Source organism: Pseudomonas brassicacearum, assembly GCF_009601685.2.
GTDB classification, from domain to species: Bacteria; Pseudomonadota; Gammaproteobacteria; order Pseudomonadales; family Pseudomonadaceae; genus Aquipseudomonas; species Aquipseudomonas kilonensis_B.
On sequence record NZ_CP045701.2, the window covers coordinates 3,697,804 to 3,721,997 of the forward strand.

Below are 24,194 nucleotides of genomic sequence, written 5' to 3' on the forward strand. Positions count from 1 at the left end.
AGGCCGAACATGCTTCGCCAGCTCCACGCCCTGCCCGGTTTGATTGCCGCCCTATTGGTCATGCTATTGGCCATCAGCGGCGCGACATTGTCTGTCGATCCGGCCCTCGAACGCCTGAACAATACGTCCACTGCGGTCGGGCAGGTCAATGTCGCCCAGTTGGCCGGACGCGTCGCCGAGCACTTTCCAGCGGTGGAGCAGATCCAGCGTACGGCGTCCGGCACGGTCATCGTCTACTACAACCGTGACGGCCAGGTCGGCGCCGACGAGGTCGACCCGTTGACCGGTCAAGGCTTGGCACCGTACGAGCCCGGCGCCTTCTCGCGCTGGATGAAAGACCTGCACCGCTCGCTATTCCTCGGGACACCGGGCCATGGGGTCGCGGGTGCCGGCGCGCTGGTCATGCTGATGCTCTTGGTGTCCGGGGCACTGTTGCTGGTCCGGCGTGTCGGCGGCTGGCGCAACCTGCTGCGTCCACTGCGGGGCAACTTCAGCCAGCGTTGGCATGCTGAGCTCGGTCGCCTGGCGTTATGGGGGCTGCTGTTGTCGGCCTTGAGCGGTCTCTATCTGTGCGCCGTGACGTTCGACTTCATCGCCGACGGCAGCCAGGTCGAGCCCGCCTTTCCCGACAGCGTCAGCTCCGCCCCGGCCTTGCCGGTGGCGAACCTGCACGCTTTGGCCTCAATCGATCTGAATGACCTGCGCGAGCTTGTCTACCCCAGCCCCAATAACCCGCAAGACGTGTTTTCCCTGCGCACGGCCCAGGGTGACGGTTATGTGGACCCGGCCAGCGGCACCCTGCTGTCCTATCAAGCCCATGACGGGATGCACACCGTCTACGAATGGATCTATCGATTGCACACCGGTGAAGGACTGTGGTGGCTCGGCCTGTTGCTCGGCCTTAGTGCACTCTGCGTACCCGTGATGAGCATCACCGGCATCCTGATGTGGTGGCGTCGCCGCAAAGCCGCGCCGAACATCCATCATGACAGCAGCGCGCAATCGGCCGACACCGTGATCCTGGTAGGCAGCGAAACCAACAGCACCTGGGGCTTTGCCAACACATTGCATGAAGCCTTGCATCAAGCCGGTCACCGCGTTCACAGCGCGCCAATGAATCAATACGCCAACGCCTGCATCAACGCGCAACGGGTGTTCATCCTCACCGCAACCCACGGTGACGGCAACGCCCCGGCTTCGGCTTCGCAGTTCCTTGCCCGGCTGGCCAGCAACGGCCTGAAACCCGGCCAGGCGTTTGCCGTGCTGGGCTTTGGTGATCGACAGTTTTCCCGGTTCTGTCAGTTTGCCCACCAGGTGCAGGACGCCTTGTTGCAGGCCGGCGGCACGCCGTTGATCGGCCTGGAAACCATCAACCGCCAGTCTGCCCAGGAGTTTGCTCGCTGGGGCCACGCCGTGGGTGAAGTGCTGGGGCATGAGCTGACGCTGGTCCACACCGCGCAGCCGCCACGCACCCATCAACTGATCCTGGCCGAGCGCATTGTCTACGGTGAACAGGCCGACGCTCCCACCCACGTATTGCGTTTCAAAGCTTCAGGGACATTACCCACCTTTGAAGCCGGTGATTTGGTCGGCATCCTGCCGCCCGGCAACCCCATCCCGCGTTTCTATTCCCTGGCCAGCAGCTCACAGGACGGCGTGCTGGAGATCTGCGTACGCAAGCACAAGGGTGGCGTGTGCTCGTCATTTCTTCACAGCTTGGACATCGCGGCCCCCATCGAAGCCTTTATCCAACCGAACCCACAATTTCGCCCGGCATCGGGCGCTCATCCGGTGATCCTGATCGGCGCCGGCACCGGCATCGGACCGCTGGCCGGTTTCATCCGCAACAACAAGGCCCACCATCCCATGCACTTGTATTGGGGCGGGCGCAACCCGACCTCGGACTTCCTCTACGAAGCCGAACTCAACCATTACCTGGCAGACCGTCGCCTGACGGCATTGCACGCGGCCTTTTCCCAGGTCACGGACCGTTCCTACGTGCAAGACCGGCTGATCAGCGACGCCCCTGTGTTACGTCGGCTGATCGAAAAAGGCGCCCAGGTATTGGTGTGCGGCGGTCGCGAGATGGCCAAGGGCGTGATGCTGGCGCTGGACGAAGTGCTCGCCCCCCTCAACCTGAATGTGCTGACCCTCAAGGCACAGGGACGCTACCGTGAAGATGTCTACTGATTCGCGACGCTACAGCCTGAACGGCGAAACCATGGGCACGCGCTACACCGCCCTGTTCCATGCCCAGGGCGAACCCGATGTCCCCGCCATCAGCCACGCCCTGGCCAGCGCCGTGGCCCGGGTGGACCGGCAAATGTCGACCTGGAAACCCGACTCGGACCTCAATCGCCTCAATGCGGCGCCTTTGCACACCTGGATATCGGTTCCTGATGAACTGGTCACGGTGCTGGCAGCCGCATTGCGCGTCAATCAGCAGTCCAATGGCGCTTTCGACATCACCGTCGGCGACCCGGTAGACGCCTGGGGGTTTGGCCCCGGCGAACGGTCCATGACCACTTTCCCCCCCTCGGCGCTCGCGTCGCAAGTCCGGCTATCGACCCGCGGGACACTGATCATTGACCCAAGGCATCGGCAAGTGCGCAAACGCGCACCGTTCAAGCTCACGCTGAACGGCATCGCCAAGGGGTTTGGTGTCGATGAACTGGCCCGCTGCCTGGAAAGTTTTGGCATCACGCGCTACCTGGTGGGCATAGACGGCGAAATGCGTGCCCGTGGGCTTAAACCTGATGCAACACCTTGGGTCGTGGCCATTGAAAAACCCTGTCGGGGCGCGCGTGAAGTCATGGGTGTGATGGAGCTCAGTGACGCGGCCATCGCCACCTCCGGGGATTACCGGCATTGGGTGGACATCGAGGGCCAGTCCTACAGCCACACCATGGACCCGAAAACCGGCACGCCGCTGCGTAATCGACTCGCCGCCGTGACCGTGGTGTCATCCTCATGCATGCTCGCCGACGCCTGGGCCACGGCGCTGATGGTGCTGGGTGAAACCGAAGGTCCTCGCCTGGCCCAAGAACGCAGGATGGACGCATTGTTCGTCGTGCGCGACGGTTTGCAGCTCAAGGAGATATCCATAGTCGGCGGACAGTTGCAGGCCCAGGTTCAAACGCGCTGACGCCGACGCTCGGGTGTTGAGGCCTCCAGCAGCGAGGCTACGCCTGTTTTAACGGCGCAAGCGCTTGGATTTCACTCGATCATCGGCACCTTGGCTGCCCGTTGATAAGGCCCGTACTCGACCGGTACCCACTGGAAGTGCCCGCCCACTGCACTGATATGCCCTATCCCCGGAAACGGCAGATGCGCCGCTGCCACCCAGGTCTTGGTAGTGGCCGCGGCATTGAACACCTTGGCCCGGCTCTTGATCGCCTGTTGATTGTCGACATCAAAACGAATCGACACTTCAGGATGCTCGAACTGCACCGCCAGGTTATGCACCAGGTCCCCCATGAACAGGATGCTCTGGCCTTGGGAGGTAAAACGGTACGTGGTGCTGCCAGGCGTATGCCCAGGCTCCAGTTCGGCATCGACATCGGGCACCGGCGACTGGCCGCTGGCGAAGGTCTTGAAGCGGCCGGCTGCCACATAAGGGGCGGTGGAATCCTGAGCGATCTTGAAAAATTCCCGGGCACCGGCCGGCGCCTTCGCCAGCGCCTGGGGATCGAGCCAGTAATCGGCTTCTGCTTTCGCGGCATAGACTGTAGCGTTGGCAAACAGCGGTTGCTGCTTGTCGTCGACCAGCCCGCAGACGTGATCCAGGTGCAAATGGGTGAGCAAGATGGCATCGACCTGCTCCGGGCGATAACCGGCGGCCTGCATGTTCGCCGAGAGCATTCCAGCCGTGGCGCCGATGCATTGGCCGGCACCGGTGTCCACCAGGATCAGCTGCTTGCCGGTATTGACCAGAAAAGCATTGAACGCGGTCTGCACCCCTGGCGTTTCAATCGAGCGACGGGCGAGCAAGGCACGGATCTGGCTTTGGCTCAAGCCTTCGAGCAGCTTGGGCGACAGATCGTTGTAGCCATCGAACAGCGCCGTCACTTCGTAGTTGCCCACCGCCAAGCGGTAGTAACCGGGTACTTGAGTGGCCTGGAGCGGCGCCTGGGCCAGGGCGCCCAGCGATGTCAGCGCCAATGCCAGGCCCGCCCCGCGCAGTGTGCACACCAAAGATTGCTTCATACCTTCACCTTGATCGAGTCAGAAGAACGGCCACTCATACACCAGCCGGAGAAGCTCATCATGCACTCGTCTCGCACCGCAGAACTTGCAGCCATGTGCTGAGTGAGTGCAGCGTCCGATGCTGCACCTGAACGCAATTAACAACGTTTAACTCGCACGCTCGCGCCCCACGCCCAAGAATAAAGCCCTCTGCCCAGACCTGTTTTCTCAAGCGGGAAGCGGCCCGCCCACCGTGCGGTGCGCCAGGCATTTCCCACTGACACGGAGTTTTTGTCATGGCTCATGCATCACACACCACCGTCAGGGCGCCCATCGAGCCAACGCGAAAAACCAGCACCGGCGGCCTGTCGCCCTGGCGCGAAAGCCTGGTCAAGAAAGTGATTCTCGACGGCCTGAGCGACACGCTGGAAATTGCCGAACTGGCCAAGGCCTGCGCCCTGTCCCGCAGTCATTTTTCCCGCGCGTTCAAATGCAGCACCGGCCAGTCCCCTCAGGCCTGGATCCGTAGCCAGCGCATCGACCGGGCCAAACAACTGATCCGGGAGACCGACTTGACCCTGACGCAAATCAGCCTGGAATGCGGGTTCTGCGACCAGGCGCACTTTTGTCACATCTTCACCCACAGCGAAGGCATCAATCCGTTTGCCTGGCGGTGCCGGGAACTGCGCGCTCAGCCGGACACACCTGGTTGCAAGTAGTACCGCCCCTTCGCCCGCCCAATCTCACACGGAAACGAAGCATGTTGCCTGCACCACACCACTCAACCGCCGCCCTGAAGCCGCTCTGGCTGCTTGCCCTGCTCACCGGCAGCGCCGCACCGGCGATGGCAGCGGAACTCGCGCAAAGCACGCCTGGCTTTCTCGAAGGGGCGACGCTGGAAGTTCTCAGCCGCAACTTCTACCTCAACAATGACTATCGCACCGCGACCCCGGCAGGCAAAAGCTACAAACAGGAATGGGCCCAGGGCTTCATCGCCTCGTTCGAGTCCGGCTTCACCCCCGGCACGATCGGCGTAGGCATCGATGCCCACGCATTCCTGGGGCTGAAACTGGACGGGGGCAAGGGGCATTCCGGAACGGGATTATTGCCGTTGGATGAGAACGGGCGCAGCGAGGACCATTACTCCAGCGCGGGCGGCGCGCTGAAATTCAACACCTCACGCACCACCCTGGCGGTCGGCGAAATGACTGTGCAGAGCCCGGTATTCGATACCGCAGACAAGCGCCTGCAACCCGAATACGCCAGCGGCCTGCTGCTCTCCAGCCGCGAGCTCGAAGGGGTCGACCTGCAAGCGGCTCACTTCAGTGCGTTCAAGAATCAGGACGCCTCGACCAGCCAGGGTGACTTTTCCGGGTACGGCGCGACGACGCGCAACGGCGCCATCGATTTCATCGGCGCCGACCTGCTCACCGGCCAACCCCTGGGCGGCGCGCTCTACGCCTCCGAACTGAGCGATACCTGGCGCCAGTACTATGCCAACCTGCATACCACCCTTGGCGAACTGTTCCTTGACGGCAACCTGTATCACACCCGCGACTATGGCAAGGCCAACGCCGGGGCCATCGACACCACGGCCTATAGCCTGAGTGGCAAATACCGGCTCAATGCCCAGGCGTTCACCCTGGCCTATCAGAAAATCAACGGCGACACGCCCTTCGATTTCGTCGGCGGCGACTCCATCTACCTGGCCAACTCGATCAAATATGCCGACTTCAACGGCCCGGGCGAGCGCTCATGGCAAGCACGCTACGATCTCGACCTGGGCACCTTGGGCATCCCCGGCCTGAGCTTCATGGCCCGCTATGTGACTGGACGCGGGATCGACGGCAGCCATGCCCCCCAAGGCGGCGCCTACAACCCGTTCGATAGCGACACTGGCACTTACAGTCCACAACAAGGGGACGGTGGGCGCCATTGGGAGCGCGACCTGGACCTGCACTACATCGTGCAGTCAGGCCCGGCCAAGGACCTGTCGCTGCAACTGTCCCACGTCACCCATCGCGCCAACAGCAGCCAGGGCGGAGATGACATCGACCGGCTGTATATCGTCATCCAGTACCCACTCAAGCTGGGACCGTTCTGACCCTCGCACAACTGACGCCGCGCGCCTTCGGACGTTGAAGATAGGCTGAAATCCAAGCCACTGAAACGGCACGACCCGGTTTTCTGAAGTGTCAGGAAACCGAAGGTCGACGAACACGCTCAGCGCCAGGCCCCTTGCCCATCTCCCGTCCACCCGCTGATTACTTGCGCGTGGCCTAATCGGTCATCCGAGTGGCACGTATGCTCGCCTCTGCGGCGGTACGTTGCGCCTGCTCGGCCATTATCTCGGCCTGTTCAGCCTTCCTGTAGGCCTCATCCGCCCTGAGCCTTGCCGTTGCGGCGTTGTTTTGCGCCGAATCCAACCGGGCCTCGACTTCCTGGTCGAGCTTGTGAGTGCATCCGCCACTGGTTGCCAAAAAGAGGCTCAACAAGGCGAAAGACAAGTACCTGTTCATGATCATTTCCTCGGTTGACCGCGACTGAAAAAAGCGTGCGACAGCTGCCCCGAGTATCCAGTGCCCGCATCCACCCACTCTGATCTCGATCAACTACAAGGCCGGCCAGGCGCAGGTCCACTTAAGCGTTGTTGATGTAGCTCAATGTGCCGGCCTGCCTCTGGTGTAGAAACAACGAACCGGGTACGTGTGCCCGCGTCTTTTCCTGACGCAGAGGATGCGGTGATGAATGACTGGACCTTGCGCAAGACCGTCCTGGATGAGCTGGAATTGCAACCTGACATCAACGCAGCCCCTATCGGCGTCTTTTGATGAGTCATGGCCATGAAAAAAACTCACCAGTGGAACCTGTCCTACTTCTTCATTGCGTTGGCCGTGTTCAGCCTCGTGCAGTTCCTGTTTTTCGAGCGCCCCGCTGTGCAGGTCATCCCCTATAGCCAGTTTCTGCAATTGCTGAGCAATCAGAAGGTCAGCGATCTACGGGTCGAGAAAGACCAGATCAGTGGCAAGTTGCAGGAACCCATCGACGGCCACACCCAGTTCTCGACCGTGAGGGTAGACCCGGCGCTGGCGGCGGATCTCGCCCACTCGGGTGTCGGGTTCACAGGCGCAAACGAAAACACCTTCCTGGGGGGCCTGCTGGGCGGGTTGCTGCCCTTCGTGCTGATCATGGTGATCTGGTATTTCCTGTTTCGTGGGCTGGCGGAAAAACAGGGCATGGGTGGCTTGATGAACATCGGCAAGTCCCGCGCCAAGGTATTCGTCGAGCGCGATACCGGCGTGACCTTTGCCGATGTCGCCGGCATCGACGAAGCCAAGGTCGAGCTGGTGGAGATCGTCTCCTTCCTCAAGGACAAGGCGAAATATTCACGTCTGGGGGCACACATCCCCAAAGGTACATTGCTGGTCGGTCCGCCGGGCACCGGCAAGACCCTGGTTGCCAAAGCCATCGCTGGAGAGGCCGGCGTGCCCTTCTTTTCCATCTCGGGGTCGGAGTTCGTCGAGATGTTCGTCGGTGTCGGCGCCGCTCGCGTGCATGACTTGTTCGAACAGGCCCGACAGGCCGCGCCCTGCATCATTTTTATCGATGAACTCGATGCGCTGGGTAAGATGCGCGGCGTCGGCGTCCTGGGCGGCAATGACGAAAAGGAGCAGACCCTCAACCAACTGCTGGCAGAACTGGATGGGTTCGACCCTCGTGAGGGGGTCGTGCTGCTCGCGGCGACCAACCGCCCCGAGGTATTGGACCCGGCGCTGTTGCGAGCCGGCCGGATCGATCGACAGATCCTGATCGATCGCCCCGACCGTAAAGGCCGGCAGGCGATCCTCAAGGTTCACCTGCAAAAAATCGTCACCGGCCAGGACCTCGATAGCGAGCGTATCGCCGACATCACTACTGGTTTTACTGGCGCAGACCTGGCCAACCTGGTCAACGAAGCCGCCATCATCGCCACCCGACGCGGTGCCGAAACGGTCAGCCTCGACGATTTCACGGCAGCCGTGGAACGCATCGTTGCCGGGATCGAACGCAAGAGCAGCCTGCTGCACCCCGATGAACGCCAAGTGGTGGCCTATCACGAAATGGGACATGCGTTGGCGGCCAGCAACCTGCCGAACATGGACCCGGTCCATAAGGTCTCGATCGTGCCGCGCGCCATTGGCTCGCTGGGTTATACCTTGCAGCGACCCACGGAAGATCATTTTCTGGTCAGCTACCAGATGCTCAAGGACCGCATGGTGGTCCTGATGGCAGGACGTGCCGCCGAATTCCTGGCCTATGGTCAGGTCTCGACCGGGGCCGCCGATGACTTGGCCCACGCCACCGATATCGCCCGCCAGTTGATCACCCGCTTTGGCATGAGCGCGGAGCTTGGCCTGGCGGTGCTGGAACGTAAAAATGCGACCTACCTGGGCGAACGCATGGACATCGGTGACAAGGACTATTCGGAACAAACCGCCCGGGAAGTCGACCTGGGTATTCGCGCCTTGCTCGATGAAGCCTATCAACGCGCCAGGACACTGCTGGAAAGCCATCGGGAAGACCTGAACGCCGGGGCCCACCTGCTGGTGGAAAAAGAAACCCTGACACCTGAAGAGTTTGCCCCACTGCTGCCGCTTAAACACGCTACGCTGGCTTTGCGACTGGTTTGACAGCCATTTGACCGCCGCTCGGACCGTCACGGTTCGAGCGGCTCCAGCGCCCCCCCTGCGCGCCCGCCCCCCGATGCAACCAGCGTCGTCTTGCAAACTTCTTCGTGTAGGTTTGCCCCCCATCATTTGTACCCACGTTGCGCTTATCGACAGTCGGTAGTGCTTTGGGCGACAAAAAACAGGCACGGCTGAGCTGGTCTTCTATGCTTGCTCCAACTAAAGGAATTTTCCCCATGGTCGAGCCTCAATCGCAACTTCTGCAGGTGCACGCCCTCAAGACCGCTTGCTCGAACTGCAGTGTGCTTGAACTGTGCCTGCCCATTGGCTTGACGGGCGGCGAAGTCGAGCGCCTCGACACCCTGATCGCCCAGCGGGTGAAGGTCAAGAAAGGCGCCGCGCTGTATCGCACCGGCGACCCACTGCGCTCGTTGTATGCCGTGAGGTTGGGCTTCTTCAAGACCAGCGTCCTTTCGGTAGACGGTCGCGAACAGGTCACCGGTTTCCAGATGCAAGGCGAAATGCTCGGCCTGGACGCCATCAGTACCGATCATTACGCCTGCAATGCCATTGCCTTGGAAGACAGCGAAGTCTGCCCGCTGCCTTTCACACTCCTGGAAAAACTCGCCCACGATCTACCGTCATTGCAACACAACCTGAACAAACTCCTGAGCCAGGAAATCGTGCGCGACCACGGCATGCTGTTGATGCTCGGCAACATGAACGCCGACGAACGCCTGGCGGCGTTCCTGTTGAACCTGTCGCAACGGCTCAGTATGCGCGGCTATTCCTCGCGCGAGTTCGTCCTGCGCATGAGCCGCGAGGCCATCGGTTCCTACCTGGGCCTGCGCCTGGAAACGATTTGCCGGGGCATCGCCCACCTGCGTCTGGAAGAACTGGTGGACATGCACGGGCGCAATGTCACGATCCTGGATTTGCCCGGCCTCAGGCAAAAAGTCGCCGGTTGCCATCGTCATGCTGAGCTGTAACGCCTGCCTGCATGACATCTGATCTACATCAATACCCCCCAATGCCTACAGGTCGACATTAAGACTCGGCGTTCGAACCTTTGTATCGACGAAGGTTACCGGACCTCCCGTCTCATGGAGGCTTTGATCATGGCAACGCACCTGCAAGGTACAGAACCGGTCATCCCGACCGTCAAACCTCACCCTTTGGCCGGCAGTTTGCGAAAGGTCGAACCCCGGCGCCTGTCGCTGAGCCTGTTGATCGCCCTGGTGGTCGGTTCGATGATCGGCAGCGGTATCTTCAGCCTGCCCCAGAACATGGCGGCCAGTGCCGGCGCCGGCGCGATCCTGATCGGCTGGCTCATCACCGGCGTGGGCATGCTCTCACTGGCTCTGGTCTACCAGACACTCTCCAACCGCCAACCGGAACTGGACAATGGAGTGTTCGCCTACGCCCGAGCCCTGGGTGGCGAATTCCTCGGTTTCAATTCGGCGTGGGGCTATTGGATCAGCGCCTGGATCGGCAACGTCAGTTATCTGGTGATTCTGTTCGCTGCGCTCAGTTACTTTTTCCCCTTGTTTGGCGAAGGCAATAACAAAGCTGCGATCGCCGGTGCATCCGTGGTGCTGTGGGCATTGCATTGGATGATCCTGCGCGGTATGCGCACCGCCGCCAAGGCCAACGCCCTGACGACGATCGCCAAGGTGGTGCCGTTGCTGTTGTTCATCGGGCTGGTAATTGCCGCTTTCTCCAAGGACACCTTCGTGGTGGATTTCTGGGGCGCGCCGGCACTGGGCAGTACGCTGGACCAGGTCAAGAGCACCATGCTGGTAACGGTCTGGGTGTTCATCGGCATTGAAGGCGCCAACGTATTTTCCGCCCGGGCCGCCGAACGGGCCGACGTGGGCCGCGCCACCGTGATTGGCTTCGTCCTTACCTTGTTGCTGCTGATCGCCGTTTCCCTGTTGTCGTTGGGCATCCTCAGACAACCCGAACTGGCCGCCCTGAAGAACCCATCCATGGCGGGTGTACTGGAAGCGGTGGCCGGGCCCTGGGGCGCGGTGCTGATCAGCATCGGCCTGATCGTGTCAGTGGGCGGCGCGTTGCTGGCCTGGACGCTGCTGGCGGCCGAATCGGTGTTCACGCCGGCCAAGGAAAAAGTCATGCCGCGTTTGCTGGCCACGGAAAACCAACATGGCGCACCGGCCAACGCGCTGTGGATCACCAACGGCTGCATTCAATTGTTCCTGTTGCTGACCCTGTATTCGAGCGCCAGCTACCTGGCGCTGATTTCACTCGCCACCTCGATGATCCTGCTGCCCTACCTGTTCAGCGGCCTGTATGCGTTGAAGATGACCTGGCAAGGCCAGACCTACGCCGGTCATCGCGGGCTGCAACTGCGCGACATGGCCATCGCTGTGGTCGCGACGGGTTATTGCATCTGGCTGCTCTACGCCGCCGGGCCGCGGTACATGCTGCTCAGTGCCCTGCTCTATGCCCCCGGCTCGCTGATCTATCTGAGCGCCCAACGGGCCAGGACGAACCGTGCCCTCAATGGTTTCGGCTGGGGCCTGCTGCTGGTGATCTGGGTGGCAGCGATCTTCGCCGGCTGGATGCTCTGGTCCGGCCAACTGTCCTTGTAGTTTCGCAAGCGTGCATTGACCTGTTCGGCAACGGTGCCTGGCGATTGGGCCGAGACCCGTCCGGACTTCACCAAAGAGGAAAAGCAAATGTCCAATTCAGTGAAAAAAATGCCAGTCACCACCGAAGACAACGCCCAGCCCCCCGCCAAGGCGGACCTCTGGCATCCGTTTGAAAGACTCCGCCAGCAGGTGGACCACCTGTTCGACGACTTCAATCGGGGCACAGCGCTTTCTCCTTTCAGTCGTCGGTTGTTCGATGTCGAACCCTTCTGGCGTCGCGAGTTCTCCATGAGCAGCCTGCCGGCCGTGGACATCAGCGAGAAAGAAAAGAGCTTTGAAATCACCGCCGAGTTGCCCGGCATGGATCAGAAAGACATCGAAATCCGCCTGGCCAACGGCAACCTGATCATCAAGGGGGAGAAAAAAGAAACCAAGGAAGAAAAGAAAAAGGGTTATCACCTGTCCGAGCGCCATTACGGTTCCTTCGAACGCGTGTTCAACCTGCCAGAAGGCGTCGACAGCGACAAGATCGAAGCCCAGTTCAGCAAAGGCGTGCTGACGCTGACACTGCCAAAAAAACCGGAAGCACTGAAAGCGGAAAAGGTCGTGCCGATCAAGGCCGACTGATCGCTTTGAGCCCTGCCCCTCGCCGGCCAACGACGAGGGGCTTTTTATGCCTGTGCTGATTGAACCCATAGTGACAGGCACCACATGTTCGATTGACACTGCGCTATCGCGAGCAAACTCGCTTCCCCAAAAAGACGACGCTGGCCATGTATCCCTCGCTGACTTCCCTCGCCCCCTGCGACCTCGACACCCTGCTGCGCAGCCTGCAGCCCATAGCCCCGCTGCTGGACACCCTCGCGGACGTGGTGTTTTTCATCAAGGACCAGCAGGCCCGCTACGCCTTCGTCAACCAGACCCTGGCCCGGCGCTGCGGTTTCAAACACAGCGGCGACCTGCTCGGCCTTACCGCCGACCAGGTGTTCCCCGAGCGCTTCGGCCCGCTGTACACCGAACAGGATCGCCGGGTGCTGGCCAGTGGGCGGGAGTTGGCCGACCAGCTCGAACTGCATTTGTATTACGGCAACCAGCCCGTGTGGTGCCTGACCCACAAGCTCGCCCTGCACGATCCAAACGGCCAGGTCGTCGGCTTGGCGGGCATTTCCCGCGACCTGCAACTGCCGCAATCGAGCCATCCGGCGTTCCACAAACTGGCGGCGGTCGATGCCCATATCAAGCAGCACTTCGCCCGCCCCATCAGCCTGGCCGAGCTGACCGCCATTGCCGAGTTGTCGGTGGCGCAACTGGAGCGGCACTGCAAACGCATCTTCCAACTCACGCCGCGGCAGATGATTCACAAGGCACGACTGGAAGAAGCCTCACGGCTGTTACTCGACAGAAACCTGCCGATCACTGAGATCGCCCTGCGCTGCGGTTACACCGACCACAGCGCTTTCAGCCGCCAGTTCCGCGCCCTGACCAGCCTGTCCCCCAGCCAATACCGCGAGAATCAGCGCTGATACTTGTTCCCTGATGGGGCATCGGGCCCCGTGGTTGCTCCCATCTGTAACACCCCGGCCCAGCACTGCCCCCTTACCCCTGTTTGATACCACCTAGTATGCAAGCCTCTAGACCAGCCCTCTGCTGGCATTGCTGCGCCTCTACCAGAAACAGGCACGCCGATTGCTTATCTAATATCGTATACGAAATCCTCAATACGATATCTCACCGCATTTATTCGACAGCGAGGCATTTATGAAAAACCCAGCATTGGCCGTAGCCCTCGGCATTGTCCTCACCCCGCTTTTCATCGCCACCGCCCACGCCGACAAGCTCGATGACATCATCGGCTCGGGCAAGCTGCGTTGCGCCGTGACCCTGGACTTTCCGCCCATGGGCTTTCGCGATGAAAGCAACAAGCCGGCGGGCTTCGACGTGGACTATTGCCACGATCTGGCAAAGGTCCTTGGTGTCGATGCCGAAGTGGTGGAAACGCCGTTCTCCGACCGCATCCCCGCGCTGCTGTCCGGCCGCGCCGATGTCATCGTCGCCTCCACATCCGACACCCTGGAGCGGGCCAAGACCGTGGGCCTGACCGTGCCCTACTTCGCCTTCCAAATGGTCGTGCTGACCCGCGACAACACCGGCATCAACAGCTACGCCGACCTCAAGGGCAAGGCCCTGGGCAACACCAGCAGCACCTATGAAGCCATCGCCCTGGAGAAGGACCAGAAGAGTTGGGGCAGCGGCAGCTTCCGCGCCTACCAGTCGCAGAACGACACCTTGTTGGCCGTCGCCCAGGGGCACATCGATGCCACCGTGGTGACCAACACCGTGGCCGCCGCGACCCTCAAGTCGGGTAAGTACAAGGGCCTGAAGATCGCCGGTGACGCGCCCTACGTCATCGACTACGTGTCCCTCGGCGCCAAGCGTAGCGAATACGGCCTGCTCAACTACCTCAACCTGTTCGTCAACCAGCAGGTACGCACGGGCCGCTACAAGGAGCTGTTCGTCAAATGGGTCGGCACCGACATTGCGCCGGCCAACCTGACCGTTCCCCAGGTCTACTACTGAGGATCGGCGCATGCCAAGCACGCCTGTCCGTGTGAACGGCCGCAGCCTGGTGGAGGGTGCCGCCCAGGGCGCCCTGCTGTTCGCCGATGTTGGCTTGAGCTTCTGGGGCGGGGTCGATCCGGCCAGCGGCGAGGTCATCGACCGTCACCATCCCTTGAGTGGCCAGCGCCTGGCCGGGCGCGTGCTGGCGATCCCCAGCGGACGCGGCTCCTGCACCGGCAGCAGCGTCTTGATGGAACTGATCAGCAACGGCCATGCACCGGCGGCCCTGGTGCTGGCCGAAGCCGATGAAATCCTGACCCTGGGCGTGCTGGTGGCGCAGGTGATTTTCCAACGCTCGCTGCCGGTAGTGTGCGTGGGGCACGAGGCCTTCAATGGGCTGCGTGGCCAGGGTTTCGTGCGCCTGGATGGCGAGGTCCTGACACTGTCTGGCCAGCCGCCAAACGACGGTTGGCAAGGTTCTGACGCAGCGTCGCAGCCGCCCACGCCCTCAACCCTGGCGCTGAGCGAACAGGACCGGGCGTTGCTCGACGGCAGCCACGGCAAGGCCGCCCAAGTGGCGATGCAAATCGTGCTGCGCATGGCCGAGATCCAGGGCGCCACGCAACTGCTGGACGTGACCCAGGCCCACATCGACGGCTGCATCTACACCGGCCCGGCCAGCCTGCGCTTTGCCGAACAACTGGTGCAGTGGGGGGCGAAGGTTCGCGTCCCCACCACCCTCAACTCGATCTCCGTGGACCAGCGCCGTTGGCGAGAACTGGGCGTCGATCCGGCCCTGGGCGAGCCGGCCAGTGCCCTGGGCGATGCCTACATGGCGATGGGTGCCCAACTGAGTTTCACCTGCGCCCCCTACCTGCTGGACACCGCGCCAAAGGCCGGCGAACAAATCGTCTGGGCCGAATCCAACGCGGTGGTCTACGCCAACAGCGTGCTGGGGGCGCGCACGCAGAAGTACCCGGACTTCCTCGATATCTGCATCGCCCTGTGCGGACGGGCACCGCTGAGCGGCTGCCATCTCGACGATCCACGCAAGGCCCAACTGATCGTCGACGTACCGGCGCTGGGTCACGTGGATGACAGTTTCTATCCGCTGCTGGGCTATCACATCGGCAGCCTGGCGGGCCGGCGCATCCCGCTGATACGTGGGCTGGAACACGCCGCGCCCACCCTGGACGACCTCAAGGCCTTCGGCGCCGCGTTCGCCACCACCAGCGCCGCGCCGTTGTTCCACATCGCCGGGGTAACGCCGGAAGCCCTCGACCCGGCCGATGTCCTGGAGAGCGACGTCACCTTGCCGCAGGAAAGCGTCGATGCCGCCGGCCTGCTTGCCAGTTGGCGCGAGCTCAACAGCGCCCGGGACAACTGGGTGGACGTGGTGTCCCTGGGTAACCCGCATTTTTCCCTCAGCGAATTCGCCGCCCTCGCGACCTTGTGCGCGGGGCGGGTCAAGCATCCGTATGTGGTGCTGGCGATCACCTGTGGCCGGACGGTGCTGGAGCAGGCCCGCAAAGCCGGGTATCTGACCGCCATCGAAGCCTTCGGCGCGGTGCTGGTGACCGACACCTGCTGGTGCATGTTGGGCGAACCGGTGATTCCGCCCCACGCCACCACGCTGATGACCAACTCCGGTAAATACGCCCACTACGCACCGGGCCTGGTCGGGCGTGGGGTGCACTTCGCCGCCCTCGCCGAATGCGTCGAGGCCGCCTGCACCGCCTCGACCCGCGGCCAGCCGCCGGCGTGGCTGCAACCCACCGCCCGCACGGGGAGCCCGACTCATGTTTGACTACAGCTTCCAATGGCGCCCGGCCTTGCGCGCCCTGCCCGACATGCTCGCCGGAGCCTGGGTAACGTTCGAAACCGCCGCGCTGTCGATGATATTCGGCGTGCTGATCGCCCTGGTGCTGACGGTCATGCGCCAGGCCCCGAATCGCGTGCTGCGGGGCGTGGGCAATGGCTGGGTGTCCATCGCCCGCAACACGCCCTCGCTGTTCCAGATCTACATCCTCTACTTCGGCCTCGGCTCCCTCGGGCTGCACGTCAGTTCCTGGCTGGCCTTGCTGGCCGGGATCACCTTCAACAACGCCGGCTACCTGGCGGAAAACTTTCGCGGCGGCCTCAAGGCCGTGCCCAGTACGCAAATGCGCGCCGCTCGCTCCCTGGGGATGAGCGCTTTCCAGGCGTACCGGATGATCATCGTCCCGCAACTGTTGCGCATCGTGTTCTACCCGTTGACCAACCAGATGGTCTGGGCGGTGCTGATGACGTCCCTGGGCGTGGTCGTCGGCCTGAACGACGACCTCACCGGTGTCACCCAGGAATACAACGTCAAGACCTTCCGCACCTTCGAATACTTCGCCCTTGCGGCGGTGCTGTATTACCTGATCGCCAAGCTGATCGTCGGTTTGGCCCGGCTGTTGTCCTGGCGCTTGTTCCGCTATTGAGGGCTGGTCATGTTTTCTACAAGCCTCACTGTTAACGACCTGTTGTACTTGCTCGAGGGCGCCTGGGTCACGCTGCAATTGACCGCGTGGTCGATCCTGATGGGCACCCTGGCCGGGCTGCTGTTCGGCCTGCTGCGGGCGCTGTTGCCGCGGGCCAGCCTGCCCCTGGCCTGGGTATTGGATGCGTTTCGCAGCGTGCCGCTGCTGATCCAGTTCGTGCTGTTCAACTCGCTCAAGAGCATCGTCGGCCTGAACCTCAGCGCCTTTGCCGTCGGTTGCATCGTCCTCGGGGTCTATGCCGCGGCTTACTTCACCGAGATCGTGCGCGGTGGCGTGCTGGCGGTGCCGTTGAGCACCCGCCGGGCCAGCCGGTCACTGGGCCTGAGCTATGTGCAGGACCTGCGCTTCATCGTCCTGCCGATTGCCACGCGGGTGGCCTTTCCCGGCTGGCTGAACCTGGTACTGGGCGTGATGAAAGACACCGCGCTGGTGATGTGGATCGGCATCGTCGAATTGCTGCGGGCGTCGCAAACCATCGTCACGCGCATTCAGGAACCCCTGCTGGTGCTGTGCATCGCGGGCCTCATTTACTACGTCATGAGCCTGGTGGTCGCCCGCCTCGGCGCACGCCTGGAAAGAAGGTGGCAGGAAAATGATTGAGATCGAAAACGTACACAAATCCTTCGGTGACCTGGAAGTGGTCAAAGGTGTGAGCCTGACGGTGGACAAGGGCGAAGTGGTGTCGATCATCGGCGGTTCCGGCTCTGGCAAGTCGACCCTGCTGATGTGCATCAACGGCCTGGAACCGATCCAGAAAGGCAGCATCCGCGTGGACGGCATCGAGGTCCATGACCGCGCCACCGACCTCAATCGCCTGCGGCAGAAAATCGGCATCGTGTTCCAGCAATGGAACGCCTTCCCCCACCTGACCGTGCTGGAAAACGTGATGCTGGCGCCGCGCAAGGTGCTGGGCAAAAGCCGGCAGGACGCCGAAGCACTGGCGGTGCAACAGCTTGAGCATGTGGGCTTGGGGGACAAGCTCAAGGCCTTCCCCGGCAAGCTTTCCGGCGGCCAGCAGCAGCGCATGGCCATCGCCCGGGCGCTGGCGATGTCGCCGGACTACATGCTCTTCGACGAAGCCACCTCGGCCCTCGACCCGCAACTGGTGGGCGAAGTGCTGGACACCATGCGCATGCTCGCCGAAGACGGCATGACCATGGTGCTGGTGACCCACGAGATCCGCTTCGCCCGGGACGTGTCCGACCGCGTGGCGTTCTTTTGCAATGGCCGGGTCCATGAGATCGGGCCGCCGGACCAGGTGATCGGCAATCCGGTGCAGTCGGAGACGGCGGCGTTTCTCAAGTCGGTGAAATAGCCGATGGCCTCATCGCGAGCAAGCTCGCTCCCACACTGGTTTTGTGTACACAGCTCAATCCATGTGTCCACCCCAGAACCCTGTGGGAGCAAGGCTTGCCCGCGATGAGGCCCGACCAGACAACACAAGGATTTGATTCATGCGCTCATCAAAAGTCATCCATGTCATCAGCTGCCACGCCGAAGGCGAAGTCGGCGACGTGATCGTCGGCGGCGTCGCCCCACCCCCTGGCGCCACCGTGTGGGAACAATCACGCTGGATCGCCCAGGACCAGACCCTGCGCAACTTCGTCCTCAACGAGCCCCGCGGCGGTGTGTTCCGCCACGTCAACCTGCTGGTGCCGGCCAAGGACCCGCGGGCGCAAATGGCCTGGATCATCATGGAACCGGCCGACACCCCGCCGATGTCCGGCTCCAACTCGTTGTGCGTCGCCACCGTGCTGCTGGACAGCGGCATCCTGCCGATGACCGAACCCCAGACCCGCCTGGTGCTCGAGGCCCCGGGTGGCCTGATCGAAGCGGTGGCCGACTGCCGCGACGGCAAGGTGCAACGGGTCGAGATCAAGAACGTGCCCTCCTTCGCCGACCGCCTCGATGCCTGGATCGAAGTCGAGGGCCTGGGCTCGTTGCAAGTGGACACCGCCTACGGCGGCGACAGTTTTGTCATCGTCGACGCCCAGCGCCTGGGCTTTGCCATCCGCCCTGATGAAGCCGCCGAGCTGGTGGCCATGGGCTTGAAGATCACCCGCGCCGCCAACGAACAATTGGGCTTCGTGCATCCGCTGAACCCCGACTGGTCGCACATCTCGTTCTGCCAGATCGCCGCGCCCATCGTCCAGGAAAACGGCATCGCCACCGGTGCCAATGCCGTGGTGATCCAGCCTGGCAAGATCGACCGCTCGCCCACCGGCACCGGCTGTTCGGCGCGCATGGCGGTGCTGCACGCCAAGGGCTTGATGCAGGTCGGCGAACGGTTTATCGGCCGCTCGATCATCGGTTCCGAATTCCACTGCCGCATCGACTCACTGACCGAGGTGGCCGGACGCCCGGCGATTTATCCGTGCATTGCCGGACGGGCGTGGATTACCGGCACCCATCAGCTGTTGCTCGACCCGGCCGATCCGTGGCCCGAGGGCTATCGGCTTTCGGATACCTGGCCGGGTGCATGATTTTCAGATTTGCATACAGCCCTGTGGGAGCAAGGCTTGCCCGCGATGAAGATGACGCGGTTTTCCGTGAAACCGAGGCGCCTGCATCGCGAGCAAGCTTTGCTCCCACAGCGGATTTGTTGTGAATTCACCTTTATCTGCGTATACGAAATACCATAACCGGAGACAACCCATGAGCAAACGCATCAACTGGAGCGGCGTCTTCCCTGCCGTCACCACCCAATTCAACGATGACTTTTCCATCAACCTGGAAAAAACCCACGAAGTGATTTCCAACGTCATTCGTGATGGCGTCTCCGGCCTGGTGGTCTGCGGGTCGGTGGGGGAAAACACGTCCCTGAGCGCCGAGGAAAAAATCGCCGTGACCGAAGTGGCGGTAGACGCCTCCCGTGGCCGCGTGCCGGTGATCTGCGGCGTGGCCGAATTCACCAGCGTGCAAGCCGCCAAGGTGGCCAACGCGGTGCGCAAGGTCGGGGTTGACGGGGTGATGCTGATGCCGGCGCTGGTCTACGGCTCCAAACCGTTCGAGACCGCCGAGCATTTCCGCTACGTAGCCCGGCATGCCGACGTGCCCTTGATGGTCTACAACAACCCGCCGATCTACAAGAATGACGTAACACCGGACATCCTGATTTCCCTGGCCGATTGCGACAACGTGGTGTGTTTCAAGGATTCCTCCGGTGACACCCGGCGCTTCATCGACGTGCGCAACGAAGTCGGCGACCGTTTTGTGTTGTTCGCCGGCCTCGATGACGTGGTGCTGGAAAGCCTCGCCGTGGGGGCCGAAGGTTGGGTTTCGGGCATGTCCAACGTGTTCCCGAAGGAAGGCGAGACCATTTTCCGCCTGGCCCGCGCCGGACGCTTTGCCGAAGCGATGCCGATCTATGAATGGCTGATGCCGATCCTGCACCTGGACGCCCGCGCCGACCTGGTGCAATGCATCAAGCTGTGCGAAGCCATCGCCGGCCGCGGCAGCGCCCTCACCCGCCCACCGCGCCTGGCCCTGCCGCAAGCGGACCGGGCGTATGTGGAGCAGATCATGGCCAAGGCCCTGGCGAATCGGCCGATGTTGCCGGATGTGGGGCTTTAAGGTCCGACCTAACCCGCAAGGCAGATGAAGAACCCCCTGTGGGAGCGGCGGTGCGGCGATCCGACTTGCTCGCGAAAGCGGTCTGTCTGACATGACTATGCTGGATGTACCGCCGTCTTCGCGAGCAAGCTCGCTCCCACACCGTTTTGACGAGGCTTCCCATGAATTATTTCCTGGCCCAGGCCCTGAACAACCGATGGGCCAACCACAGGCTACTCGGCGCTTGCGCGCAGTTGAGCGAGGCCGAATACGAAGCGTCGCGCACGGGGTTCTTCCCGTCCATCCAAGCCACGCTTTGCCACATCCTGGAAGTGGACCGCTATTACCTCACCGCCCTGGAAGGCGACCGCGATGGGCAGATAAAGGACTTTTCCGAAACCCTGGCCTTTGCCCCACTGAAGCAAAGCCAAACCCAAACCGATCAGCGGCTGGTGGCGTTCTGCGAAGCCCTGCGGGAAAAAGACCTCGCCCGCTCCGTGGAGCTGGTGCGGGTCGACGGTGTGGTGCGCGAGCGTATCGACCGGCTGCTGTTGCACCTGTTCGAACATCAGATCCATCACCGCGGCCAGGTGCATTCGATGCTCAGTGGCACCGGCATCAAGCCACCGCAGCTCGATGAGTTCTTCCTCGACTGCGACCGTAGGTTTCGGCAAGAGGAAGAGCAGCCACTGCAACTCAACGAAAGGACCGTCTGGCAAGACTATCGGCCGGGCTGAAAGTCTCCACTGGCCGGAAAAAATGCGATGGCCGCTGCCGGCCATCGCCAAATCGCCCACGTCAGGCGCTCTTAGATCCGTGCGGGAGACACGATAATTTTCACGTTGTGCTCCTTGTTATTGACCAACTCCTCGAAGCCCTGGCCGACAATCTGCTCCAGCTGGATGCGTCCGGTCACCAGCGGCGAGATGTCCAGGCGCCCATCGGCGATGAAGGCAATCACATCGGCGAATTCGCCGTTGTAGGCCAGCGCGCCAAGCACTTGCTTCTCGGTGGAGACCAGTTCAAAGAAGTTGAACTCGCTCGGTTCCTCGAAAATGCCCACCAACACACACTTGCCGGCCTTGCGGATCAGGTCGATGGCCAGTTTGGCGGTGTGCTTGTTGCCGATGCATTCGAAACTGACATCGGCCCCCAGGCCAGCGGTCAGGCGGCGGACTTCGGCCAGGGCGTCGCATTCGTTCGGGTCGATCACGTGGCTGGCCCCGACTTCCAGGGCCTTGGCCTTGCGTGCACCGGACATTTCCAAGGCGATCACCTGGGCCGCCCCGGCGGCCTTGGCGCACATGATGGTGCACAGGCCGATGGTGCCGGCACCCACCACCACGACGTTCTGGCCCAGCAGGCTCCCGGCTTTTTTCACTGCATGCATGCCCACCGCCAATGGCTCGATCAACGCACCGGCCTCGGCAGGGAAATCGGCGGGCAGTTTGTAGAGCAGGTTGGCCGGTACGTTGACCAGTTCCGCGAACGCCCCGTTGTTCATCAGCCCGGTGAAGGCCAGGTTCTCGCAAATGTTGTAGAGCCCATGGGTGCAGTAATAGCAGGTGCCGCAGTGCTGGCAGGCGTCCGCCGCCACCGGTTCACCGACACTGAAGCCCTCGACGCCGGCGCCCAGTTCGACGATCTCGCCGCAGAACTCATGGCCGAGGATGCACTGGCCCTTGATCCCGGTCAGCGGGTGCGGCGCGTCCACCGGAATGAACACTGGCCCGGCTACGTACTCGTGCAGGTCGGAGCCGCAGATGCCGCACCATTGCACGCGGATCTGCACCCAACCGGCGGGCGGCGAAATCGGCAGTGGCACGTCTTCGACGCGAATGTCGTTGCGGCCATGCCAGACAGCGGCGCGCATGCTGCGGGTCGGCTTGATTGAAACGTTCATAACGTTGCCTCCAGAATTTATAGGGACGACGACGCATGTCGCCGCCCGCTTGATCAGTGCTGCTCGATGAACCCGAGGATCAGCTGGTTGACCTGCTCGGCCGCTTCCATTTGCACCATGTGGCCCTGGCCGGACAGCACCTCGACCTGGGCACTCAGCCCGTCGCTGTGGGCCGCCGGGATGATCGCGTCGTCACTGCCCCAGATCACCAGGGTCGGTACGTGGCCGGCCTGCACCACTTCGCGCAAGTCCACCTGTTGGCGGCCGTCGGCGAACAGCGTCGCTGACAGTAGCTGCAGCGCCGCGTCCACGCCTTCCAGGCGCTTGTACTTGAGCATGTCGTCGAGCATCTGGCGGTTGACCAGTTCGGCATTGGAGAACAGTTGCACCAGTTGCGGCTTGAGGGCGTTGCGGTTGGCCGCTTCGACAAAACCTTGCAGGTAGCCGCCGTTGATCTGCGCGCCCAACCCGGCGCTGCCGATCAAGGTCAGCGACCGGACTCGCTGGGGCATCAGGCGTGCGGCGTTCAGCGACACCGCCCCACCCATGGAATGCCCCACCAGATGCGCAGCATTGATGTCCAGGTGATTGAGCAAGGCCAGCACCACGCTGCTCAATTCGTCCAGGTCGCCGCGTTGCAGGGCTTTCGAAGATTCGCCGTGGCCCGGCAGATCCAGGGCAATGACCCGACGCCCGGCCGCCAACGCCTCATGGTTGAACAACCAGTTGTTCAGGTCGCCGCCGAAACCATGCACCAGCACCAGCGGCGTGCCGCCCTCGCCCCGCTCGAAATAGCGGATCACCCGGCCGTCCAACTCGACTTTCTGCGGTTTCGGCCCACTGTCTTCGTCGGCCGCATCGCCGGGCACAAAGGTCGACTGGAACTGTTCGATGACCGCATCGATCTCGGCATCGCTGGCTTCGCCGTCGACCACGATGCCGAGCAAGGCGCCGACCGCCAGGGTTTCGTCCTGCCGGGCGATCTGGCGGCGCAGGGTTCCGGAAAACGGCGCTTCGACGCTGCTGGAAATCTTGTCCGTCTCGACGTCCATCACTTCATCGCCCTTGGTGATGGCCTGGCCCTCCTCCTTGAGCCAGGCATCGACCCGGCCCTCGGTCATCGACAGGCCCCACTTGGGCATGGTCAGGGTATGAATCTGGCTCATCAGCGCTTGCTCCACTCGATCACGTTGAGCACGGCTTGTTCGATTTTCGCCGCATCAGGGATGTACAGGTCTTCCAGCGCATCGGAGAACGGCACCGGGGTGTGCGGCGCGGTGACCATCTCGATCGGCGCCTTGAGCGCGGCAAAGGCTTTTTGTGCCACCAGCGCCGAAATATCGGTGGCCATGGAACAGCGTGGGTTGGCCTCGTCGATCACCACCAAGCGTCCGGTTTTCTCGACGCTTTCCAGGATGCTGTCCTCGTCCAGCGGGCTGGTGGTGCGCAGGTCGATCACTTCGCAGTCGATGCCCCGCCCGGCCAGGCTGCGCGCTGCGTCCATCGCGGTGTTGACCATGCGCCCGTACGACACCAGGGTTACGTCCTTGCCATCGCGCAGGAAGTTGGCCTCGCCAAAGGGAATGGTGTAGAGCTCTTCCGGCACCTCGCCCTGCATGCTGTAGAGCAACTTGTGCTCGCAGAAGATCACCGGGTCGTTGTCGCGGATTGCCTGGATCAACAGGCCCTTGGCGTCGTAAGGCGACGATGGGCAGACCACTTTCAGCCCCGGGATGTGCGTCCACAAGGACGTGAGCATCTGCGAATGCTGGGCGGCGGCGCGCAGGCCGGCGCCGACCATGGTGCGGATCACCAACGGCGTGGAGGCCTTGCCGCCGAACATGTAGCGAAACTTCGCCGCCTGGTTGAGGATCTGGTCCAGGCAGCAGCCGGCAAAGTCGACGAACATCAGTTCGCACACCGGGCGCACGCCGCAGGTGGCGGCCCCGACTGCCGCACCGACGTAACCGATTTCCGACAACGGCGTGTCCAGCACGCGGCCGGGGAACTGGTCGTAAAGCCCCTTGGTAACGCCGAGCACGCCGCCCCAGGCGTCGTTTTCACCGGGCGCGCCGGCACCACCGGCCACGTCCTCACCCATGATGAAGACGCTGGAGTCGCGGCGCATTTCCTGGGCCAGGGCTTCGTTGATTGCCTGCTGATAGCTGATTTTTCTCGCCATGATGAAATT

23 protein-coding genes are annotated in these 24,194 nt (G+C 62.4%); 18 read left to right on the forward strand and 5 right to left on the reverse strand.

Annotated features, from left to right (window positions below; all coding sequences use genetic code 11):
• The first annotated feature begins 9 nt into the window (after nt 1-9).
• The gene (locus GFU70_RS15540; protein WP_058543006.1) at nt 10-2,190 is read left to right on the forward strand and encodes a PepSY domain-containing protein; all 2,181 of its coding nucleotides are present in this window, start codon (nt 10-12) and stop codon (nt 2,188-2,190) included.
• On the forward strand, nt 2,180-3,145 hold the full coding sequence (locus GFU70_RS15545) for an FAD:protein FMN transferase (RefSeq protein WP_153389171.1): 966 nt from the start codon (nt 2,180-2,182) through the stop codon (nt 3,143-3,145). The genes GFU70_RS15540 and GFU70_RS15545 overlap by 11 nt, the downstream gene beginning before the upstream one ends.
• Nucleotides 3,146-3,216: 71 nt before the next feature.
• Here the strand turns inward: GFU70_RS15545 and GFU70_RS15550 are convergent, their stop codons facing one another.
• Nucleotides 3,217-4,206: an MBL fold metallo-hydrolase gene (locus tag GFU70_RS15550; RefSeq protein ID WP_153388372.1), complete on the reverse strand. Its 990-nt coding sequence runs from the start codon at nt 4,204-4,206 to the stop codon at nt 3,217-3,219.
• 275 nt (nt 4,207-4,481) lie between these two features.
• Here GFU70_RS15550 and GFU70_RS15555 point away from each other — a divergent pair, with 275 nt between their 5' ends.
• Nucleotides 4,482-4,904, forward strand: a complete 423-nt coding sequence (locus tag GFU70_RS15555; protein WP_116642070.1) for a helix-turn-helix domain-containing protein — start codon at nt 4,482-4,484, stop codon at nt 4,902-4,904.
• Nucleotides 4,905-4,945: 41 nt separating this feature from the next.
• Nucleotides 4,946-6,289 (forward strand): OprD family porin, encoded by a 1,344-nt coding sequence (locus tag GFU70_RS15560; RefSeq protein ID WP_153388373.1) that lies wholly within the window; start codon nt 4,946-4,948, stop codon nt 6,287-6,289.
• A 175-nt stretch (nt 6,290-6,464) separates the two neighbouring features.
• Here the strand turns inward: GFU70_RS15560 and GFU70_RS15565 are convergent, their stop codons facing one another.
• The gene (locus GFU70_RS15565) at nt 6,465-6,704 is read right to left on the reverse strand and encodes an Lpp/OprI family alanine-zipper lipoprotein (RefSeq protein ID WP_058543011.1); all 240 of its coding nucleotides are present in this window, start codon (nt 6,702-6,704) and stop codon (nt 6,465-6,467) included.
• A 189-nt stretch (nt 6,705-6,893) separates the two neighbouring features.
• Here GFU70_RS15565 and GFU70_RS28900 point away from each other — a divergent pair, with 189 nt between their 5' ends.
• From GFU70_RS28900 to GFU70_RS15630, 14 genes are all read left to right on the forward strand, one after another.
• Complete coding sequence (locus GFU70_RS28900; protein ID WP_264295891.1) at nt 6,894-7,016, forward strand: hypothetical protein; 123 nt, start codon at nt 6,894-6,896, stop codon at nt 7,014-7,016.
• Between the two features lie 12 nt (nt 7,017-7,028).
• Entirely contained in the window at nt 7,029-8,855 is a 1,827-nt protein-coding gene (gene ftsH, locus GFU70_RS15570; protein WP_153388374.1) for an ATP-dependent zinc metalloprotease FtsH, read from the forward strand.
• A gap of 233 nt (nt 8,856-9,088) precedes the next feature.
• Nucleotides 9,089-9,841 carry a fumarate/nitrate reduction transcriptional regulator Fnr gene (fnr, locus tag GFU70_RS15575; protein ID WP_058543013.1) on the forward strand — a complete coding sequence of 251 codons (753 nt, stop codon included), beginning with the start codon at nt 9,089-9,091 and terminating at the stop codon, nt 9,839-9,841.
• Nucleotides 9,842-9,970: 129 nt separating this feature from the next.
• Complete coding sequence (gene arcD / locus GFU70_RS15580; protein WP_116642068.1) at nt 9,971-11,464, forward strand: arginine-ornithine antiporter; 1,494 nt, start codon at nt 9,971-9,973, stop codon at nt 11,462-11,464.
• An 87-nt stretch (nt 11,465-11,551) separates the two neighbouring features.
• On the forward strand, nt 11,552-12,091 hold the full coding sequence (locus GFU70_RS15585; RefSeq protein ID WP_058543015.1) for an Hsp20/alpha crystallin family protein: 540 nt from the start codon (nt 11,552-11,554) through the stop codon (nt 12,089-12,091).
• Between the two features lie 146 nt (nt 12,092-12,237).
• A complete protein-coding gene (locus GFU70_RS15590; RefSeq protein ID WP_058543021.1) occupies nt 12,238-12,987 on the forward strand; it encodes an AraC family transcriptional regulator in 750 nt (249 codons plus the stop codon).
• A gap of 235 nt (nt 12,988-13,222) precedes the next feature.
• Complete coding sequence (locus GFU70_RS15595; protein WP_058543016.1) at nt 13,223-14,041, forward strand: transporter substrate-binding domain-containing protein; 819 nt, start codon at nt 13,223-13,225, stop codon at nt 14,039-14,041.
• A gap of 10 nt (nt 14,042-14,051) precedes the next feature.
• Nucleotides 14,052-15,830 carry an aconitase X gene (locus tag GFU70_RS15600; protein WP_153388375.1) on the forward strand — a complete coding sequence of 593 codons (1,779 nt, stop codon included), beginning with the start codon at nt 14,052-14,054 and terminating at the stop codon, nt 15,828-15,830.
• Entirely contained in the window at nt 15,823-16,488 is a 666-nt protein-coding gene (locus GFU70_RS15605; protein WP_058543018.1) for an amino acid ABC transporter permease, read from the forward strand. The genes GFU70_RS15600 and GFU70_RS15605 overlap by 8 nt, the downstream gene beginning before the upstream one ends.
• 9 nt (nt 16,489-16,497) lie before the next feature.
• A complete protein-coding gene (locus GFU70_RS15610; RefSeq protein ID WP_153388376.1) occupies nt 16,498-17,148 on the forward strand; it encodes an amino acid ABC transporter permease in 651 nt (216 codons plus the stop codon).
• Complete coding sequence (locus tag GFU70_RS15615; protein WP_153388377.1) at nt 17,141-17,863, forward strand: amino acid ABC transporter ATP-binding protein; 723 nt, start codon at nt 17,141-17,143, stop codon at nt 17,861-17,863. Before GFU70_RS15610 ends, GFU70_RS15615 begins: the two co-directional genes overlap by 8 nt.
• Nucleotides 17,864-18,002: 139 nt before the next feature.
• Nucleotides 18,003-19,031: a trans-3-hydroxy-L-proline dehydratase gene (locus GFU70_RS15620; protein WP_153388378.1), complete on the forward strand. Its 1,029-nt coding sequence runs from the start codon at nt 18,003-18,005 to the stop codon at nt 19,029-19,031.
• Nucleotides 19,032-19,203: 172 nt separating this feature from the next.
• On the forward strand, nt 19,204-20,121 hold the full coding sequence (locus tag GFU70_RS15625) for a dihydrodipicolinate synthase family protein (RefSeq protein ID WP_058545545.1): 918 nt from the start codon (nt 19,204-19,206) through the stop codon (nt 20,119-20,121).
• Between the two features lie 161 nt (nt 20,122-20,282).
• Nucleotides 20,283-20,837 carry a DinB family protein gene (locus tag GFU70_RS15630; protein ID WP_116642063.1) on the forward strand — a complete coding sequence of 185 codons (555 nt, stop codon included), beginning with the start codon at nt 20,283-20,285 and terminating at the stop codon, nt 20,835-20,837.
• A gap of 71 nt (nt 20,838-20,908) precedes the next feature.
• Here the strand turns inward: GFU70_RS15630 and GFU70_RS15635 are convergent, their stop codons facing one another.
• The 3 genes from GFU70_RS15635 to GFU70_RS15645 all read right to left on the reverse strand — a co-directional run bounded on the left by GFU70_RS15635 (nt 20,909) and on the right by GFU70_RS15645 (nt 24,185).
• Nucleotides 20,909-21,973: a 2,3-butanediol dehydrogenase gene (locus GFU70_RS15635; RefSeq protein ID WP_226921177.1), complete on the reverse strand. Its 1,065-nt coding sequence runs from the start codon at nt 21,971-21,973 to the stop codon at nt 20,909-20,911.
• 83 nt (nt 21,974-22,056) lie between these two features.
• Nucleotides 22,057-23,169: an acetoin dehydrogenase dihydrolipoyllysine-residue acetyltransferase subunit gene (locus tag GFU70_RS15640; RefSeq protein ID WP_153388379.1), complete on the reverse strand. Its 1,113-nt coding sequence runs from the start codon at nt 23,167-23,169 to the stop codon at nt 22,057-22,059.
• Nucleotides 23,169-24,185 carry an alpha-ketoacid dehydrogenase subunit beta gene (locus GFU70_RS15645; RefSeq protein ID WP_058545549.1) on the reverse strand — a complete coding sequence of 339 codons (1,017 nt, stop codon included), beginning with the start codon at nt 24,183-24,185 and terminating at the stop codon, nt 23,169-23,171. The genes GFU70_RS15640 and GFU70_RS15645 overlap by 1 nt, the downstream gene beginning before the upstream one ends.
• Between the last annotated feature and the right edge of the window lie 9 nt (nt 24,186-24,194).

What these genes read in the sequence shown, in the direction of transcription:
- GFU70_RS15540 (WP_058543006.1), top strand. Translation starts at nt 10, where the DNA reads ATGCTTCGCCAGCTCCACGCCCTGCCCGGTTTGATTGCCGCCCTATTG.
- GFU70_RS15545 (WP_153389171.1), top strand. Translation starts at nt 2,180, where the DNA reads ATGTCTACTGATTCGCGACGCTACAGCCTGAACGGCGAAACCATGGGC.
- GFU70_RS15550 (WP_153388372.1), bottom strand. Translation starts at nt 4,206, where the DNA reads ATGAAGCAATCTTTGGTGTGCACACTGCGCGGGGCGGGCCTGGCATTG.
- GFU70_RS15555 (WP_116642070.1), top strand. Translation starts at nt 4,482, where the DNA reads ATGGCTCATGCATCACACACCACCGTCAGGGCGCCCATCGAGCCAACG.
- GFU70_RS15560 (WP_153388373.1), top strand. Translation starts at nt 4,946, where the DNA reads ATGTTGCCTGCACCACACCACTCAACCGCCGCCCTGAAGCCGCTCTGG.
- GFU70_RS15565 (WP_058543011.1), bottom strand. Translation starts at nt 6,704, where the DNA reads ATGAACAGGTACTTGTCTTTCGCCTTGTTGAGCCTCTTTTTGGCAACC.
- ftsH (WP_153388374.1), top strand. Translation starts at nt 7,029, where the DNA reads ATGAAAAAAACTCACCAGTGGAACCTGTCCTACTTCTTCATTGCGTTG.
- fnr (WP_058543013.1), top strand. Translation starts at nt 9,089, where the DNA reads ATGGTCGAGCCTCAATCGCAACTTCTGCAGGTGCACGCCCTCAAGACC.
- arcD (WP_116642068.1), top strand. Translation starts at nt 9,971, where the DNA reads ATGGCAACGCACCTGCAAGGTACAGAACCGGTCATCCCGACCGTCAAA.
- GFU70_RS15585 (WP_058543015.1), top strand. Translation starts at nt 11,552, where the DNA reads ATGTCCAATTCAGTGAAAAAAATGCCAGTCACCACCGAAGACAACGCC.
- GFU70_RS15590 (WP_058543021.1), top strand. Translation starts at nt 12,238, where the DNA reads ATGTATCCCTCGCTGACTTCCCTCGCCCCCTGCGACCTCGACACCCTG.
- GFU70_RS15595 (WP_058543016.1), top strand. Translation starts at nt 13,223, where the DNA reads ATGAAAAACCCAGCATTGGCCGTAGCCCTCGGCATTGTCCTCACCCCG.
- GFU70_RS15600 (WP_153388375.1), top strand. Translation starts at nt 14,052, where the DNA reads ATGCCAAGCACGCCTGTCCGTGTGAACGGCCGCAGCCTGGTGGAGGGT.
- GFU70_RS15605 (WP_058543018.1), top strand. Translation starts at nt 15,823, where the DNA reads ATGTTTGACTACAGCTTCCAATGGCGCCCGGCCTTGCGCGCCCTGCCC.
- GFU70_RS15610 (WP_153388376.1), top strand. Translation starts at nt 16,498, where the DNA reads ATGTTTTCTACAAGCCTCACTGTTAACGACCTGTTGTACTTGCTCGAG.
- GFU70_RS15615 (WP_153388377.1), top strand. Translation starts at nt 17,141, where the DNA reads ATGATTGAGATCGAAAACGTACACAAATCCTTCGGTGACCTGGAAGTG.
- GFU70_RS15620 (WP_153388378.1), top strand. Translation starts at nt 18,003, where the DNA reads ATGCGCTCATCAAAAGTCATCCATGTCATCAGCTGCCACGCCGAAGGC.
- GFU70_RS15625 (WP_058545545.1), top strand. Translation starts at nt 19,204, where the DNA reads ATGAGCAAACGCATCAACTGGAGCGGCGTCTTCCCTGCCGTCACCACC.
- GFU70_RS15630 (WP_116642063.1), top strand. Translation starts at nt 20,283, where the DNA reads ATGAATTATTTCCTGGCCCAGGCCCTGAACAACCGATGGGCCAACCAC.
- GFU70_RS15635 (WP_226921177.1), bottom strand. Translation starts at nt 21,973, where the DNA reads ATGCGCGCCGCTGTCTGGCATGGCCGCAACGACATTCGCGTCGAAGAC.
- GFU70_RS15640 (WP_153388379.1), bottom strand. Translation starts at nt 23,169, where the DNA reads ATGAGCCAGATTCATACCCTGACCATGCCCAAGTGGGGCCTGTCGATG.
- GFU70_RS15645 (WP_058545549.1), bottom strand. Translation starts at nt 24,185, where the DNA reads ATGGCGAGAAAAATCAGCTATCAGCAGGCAATCAACGAAGCCCTGGCC.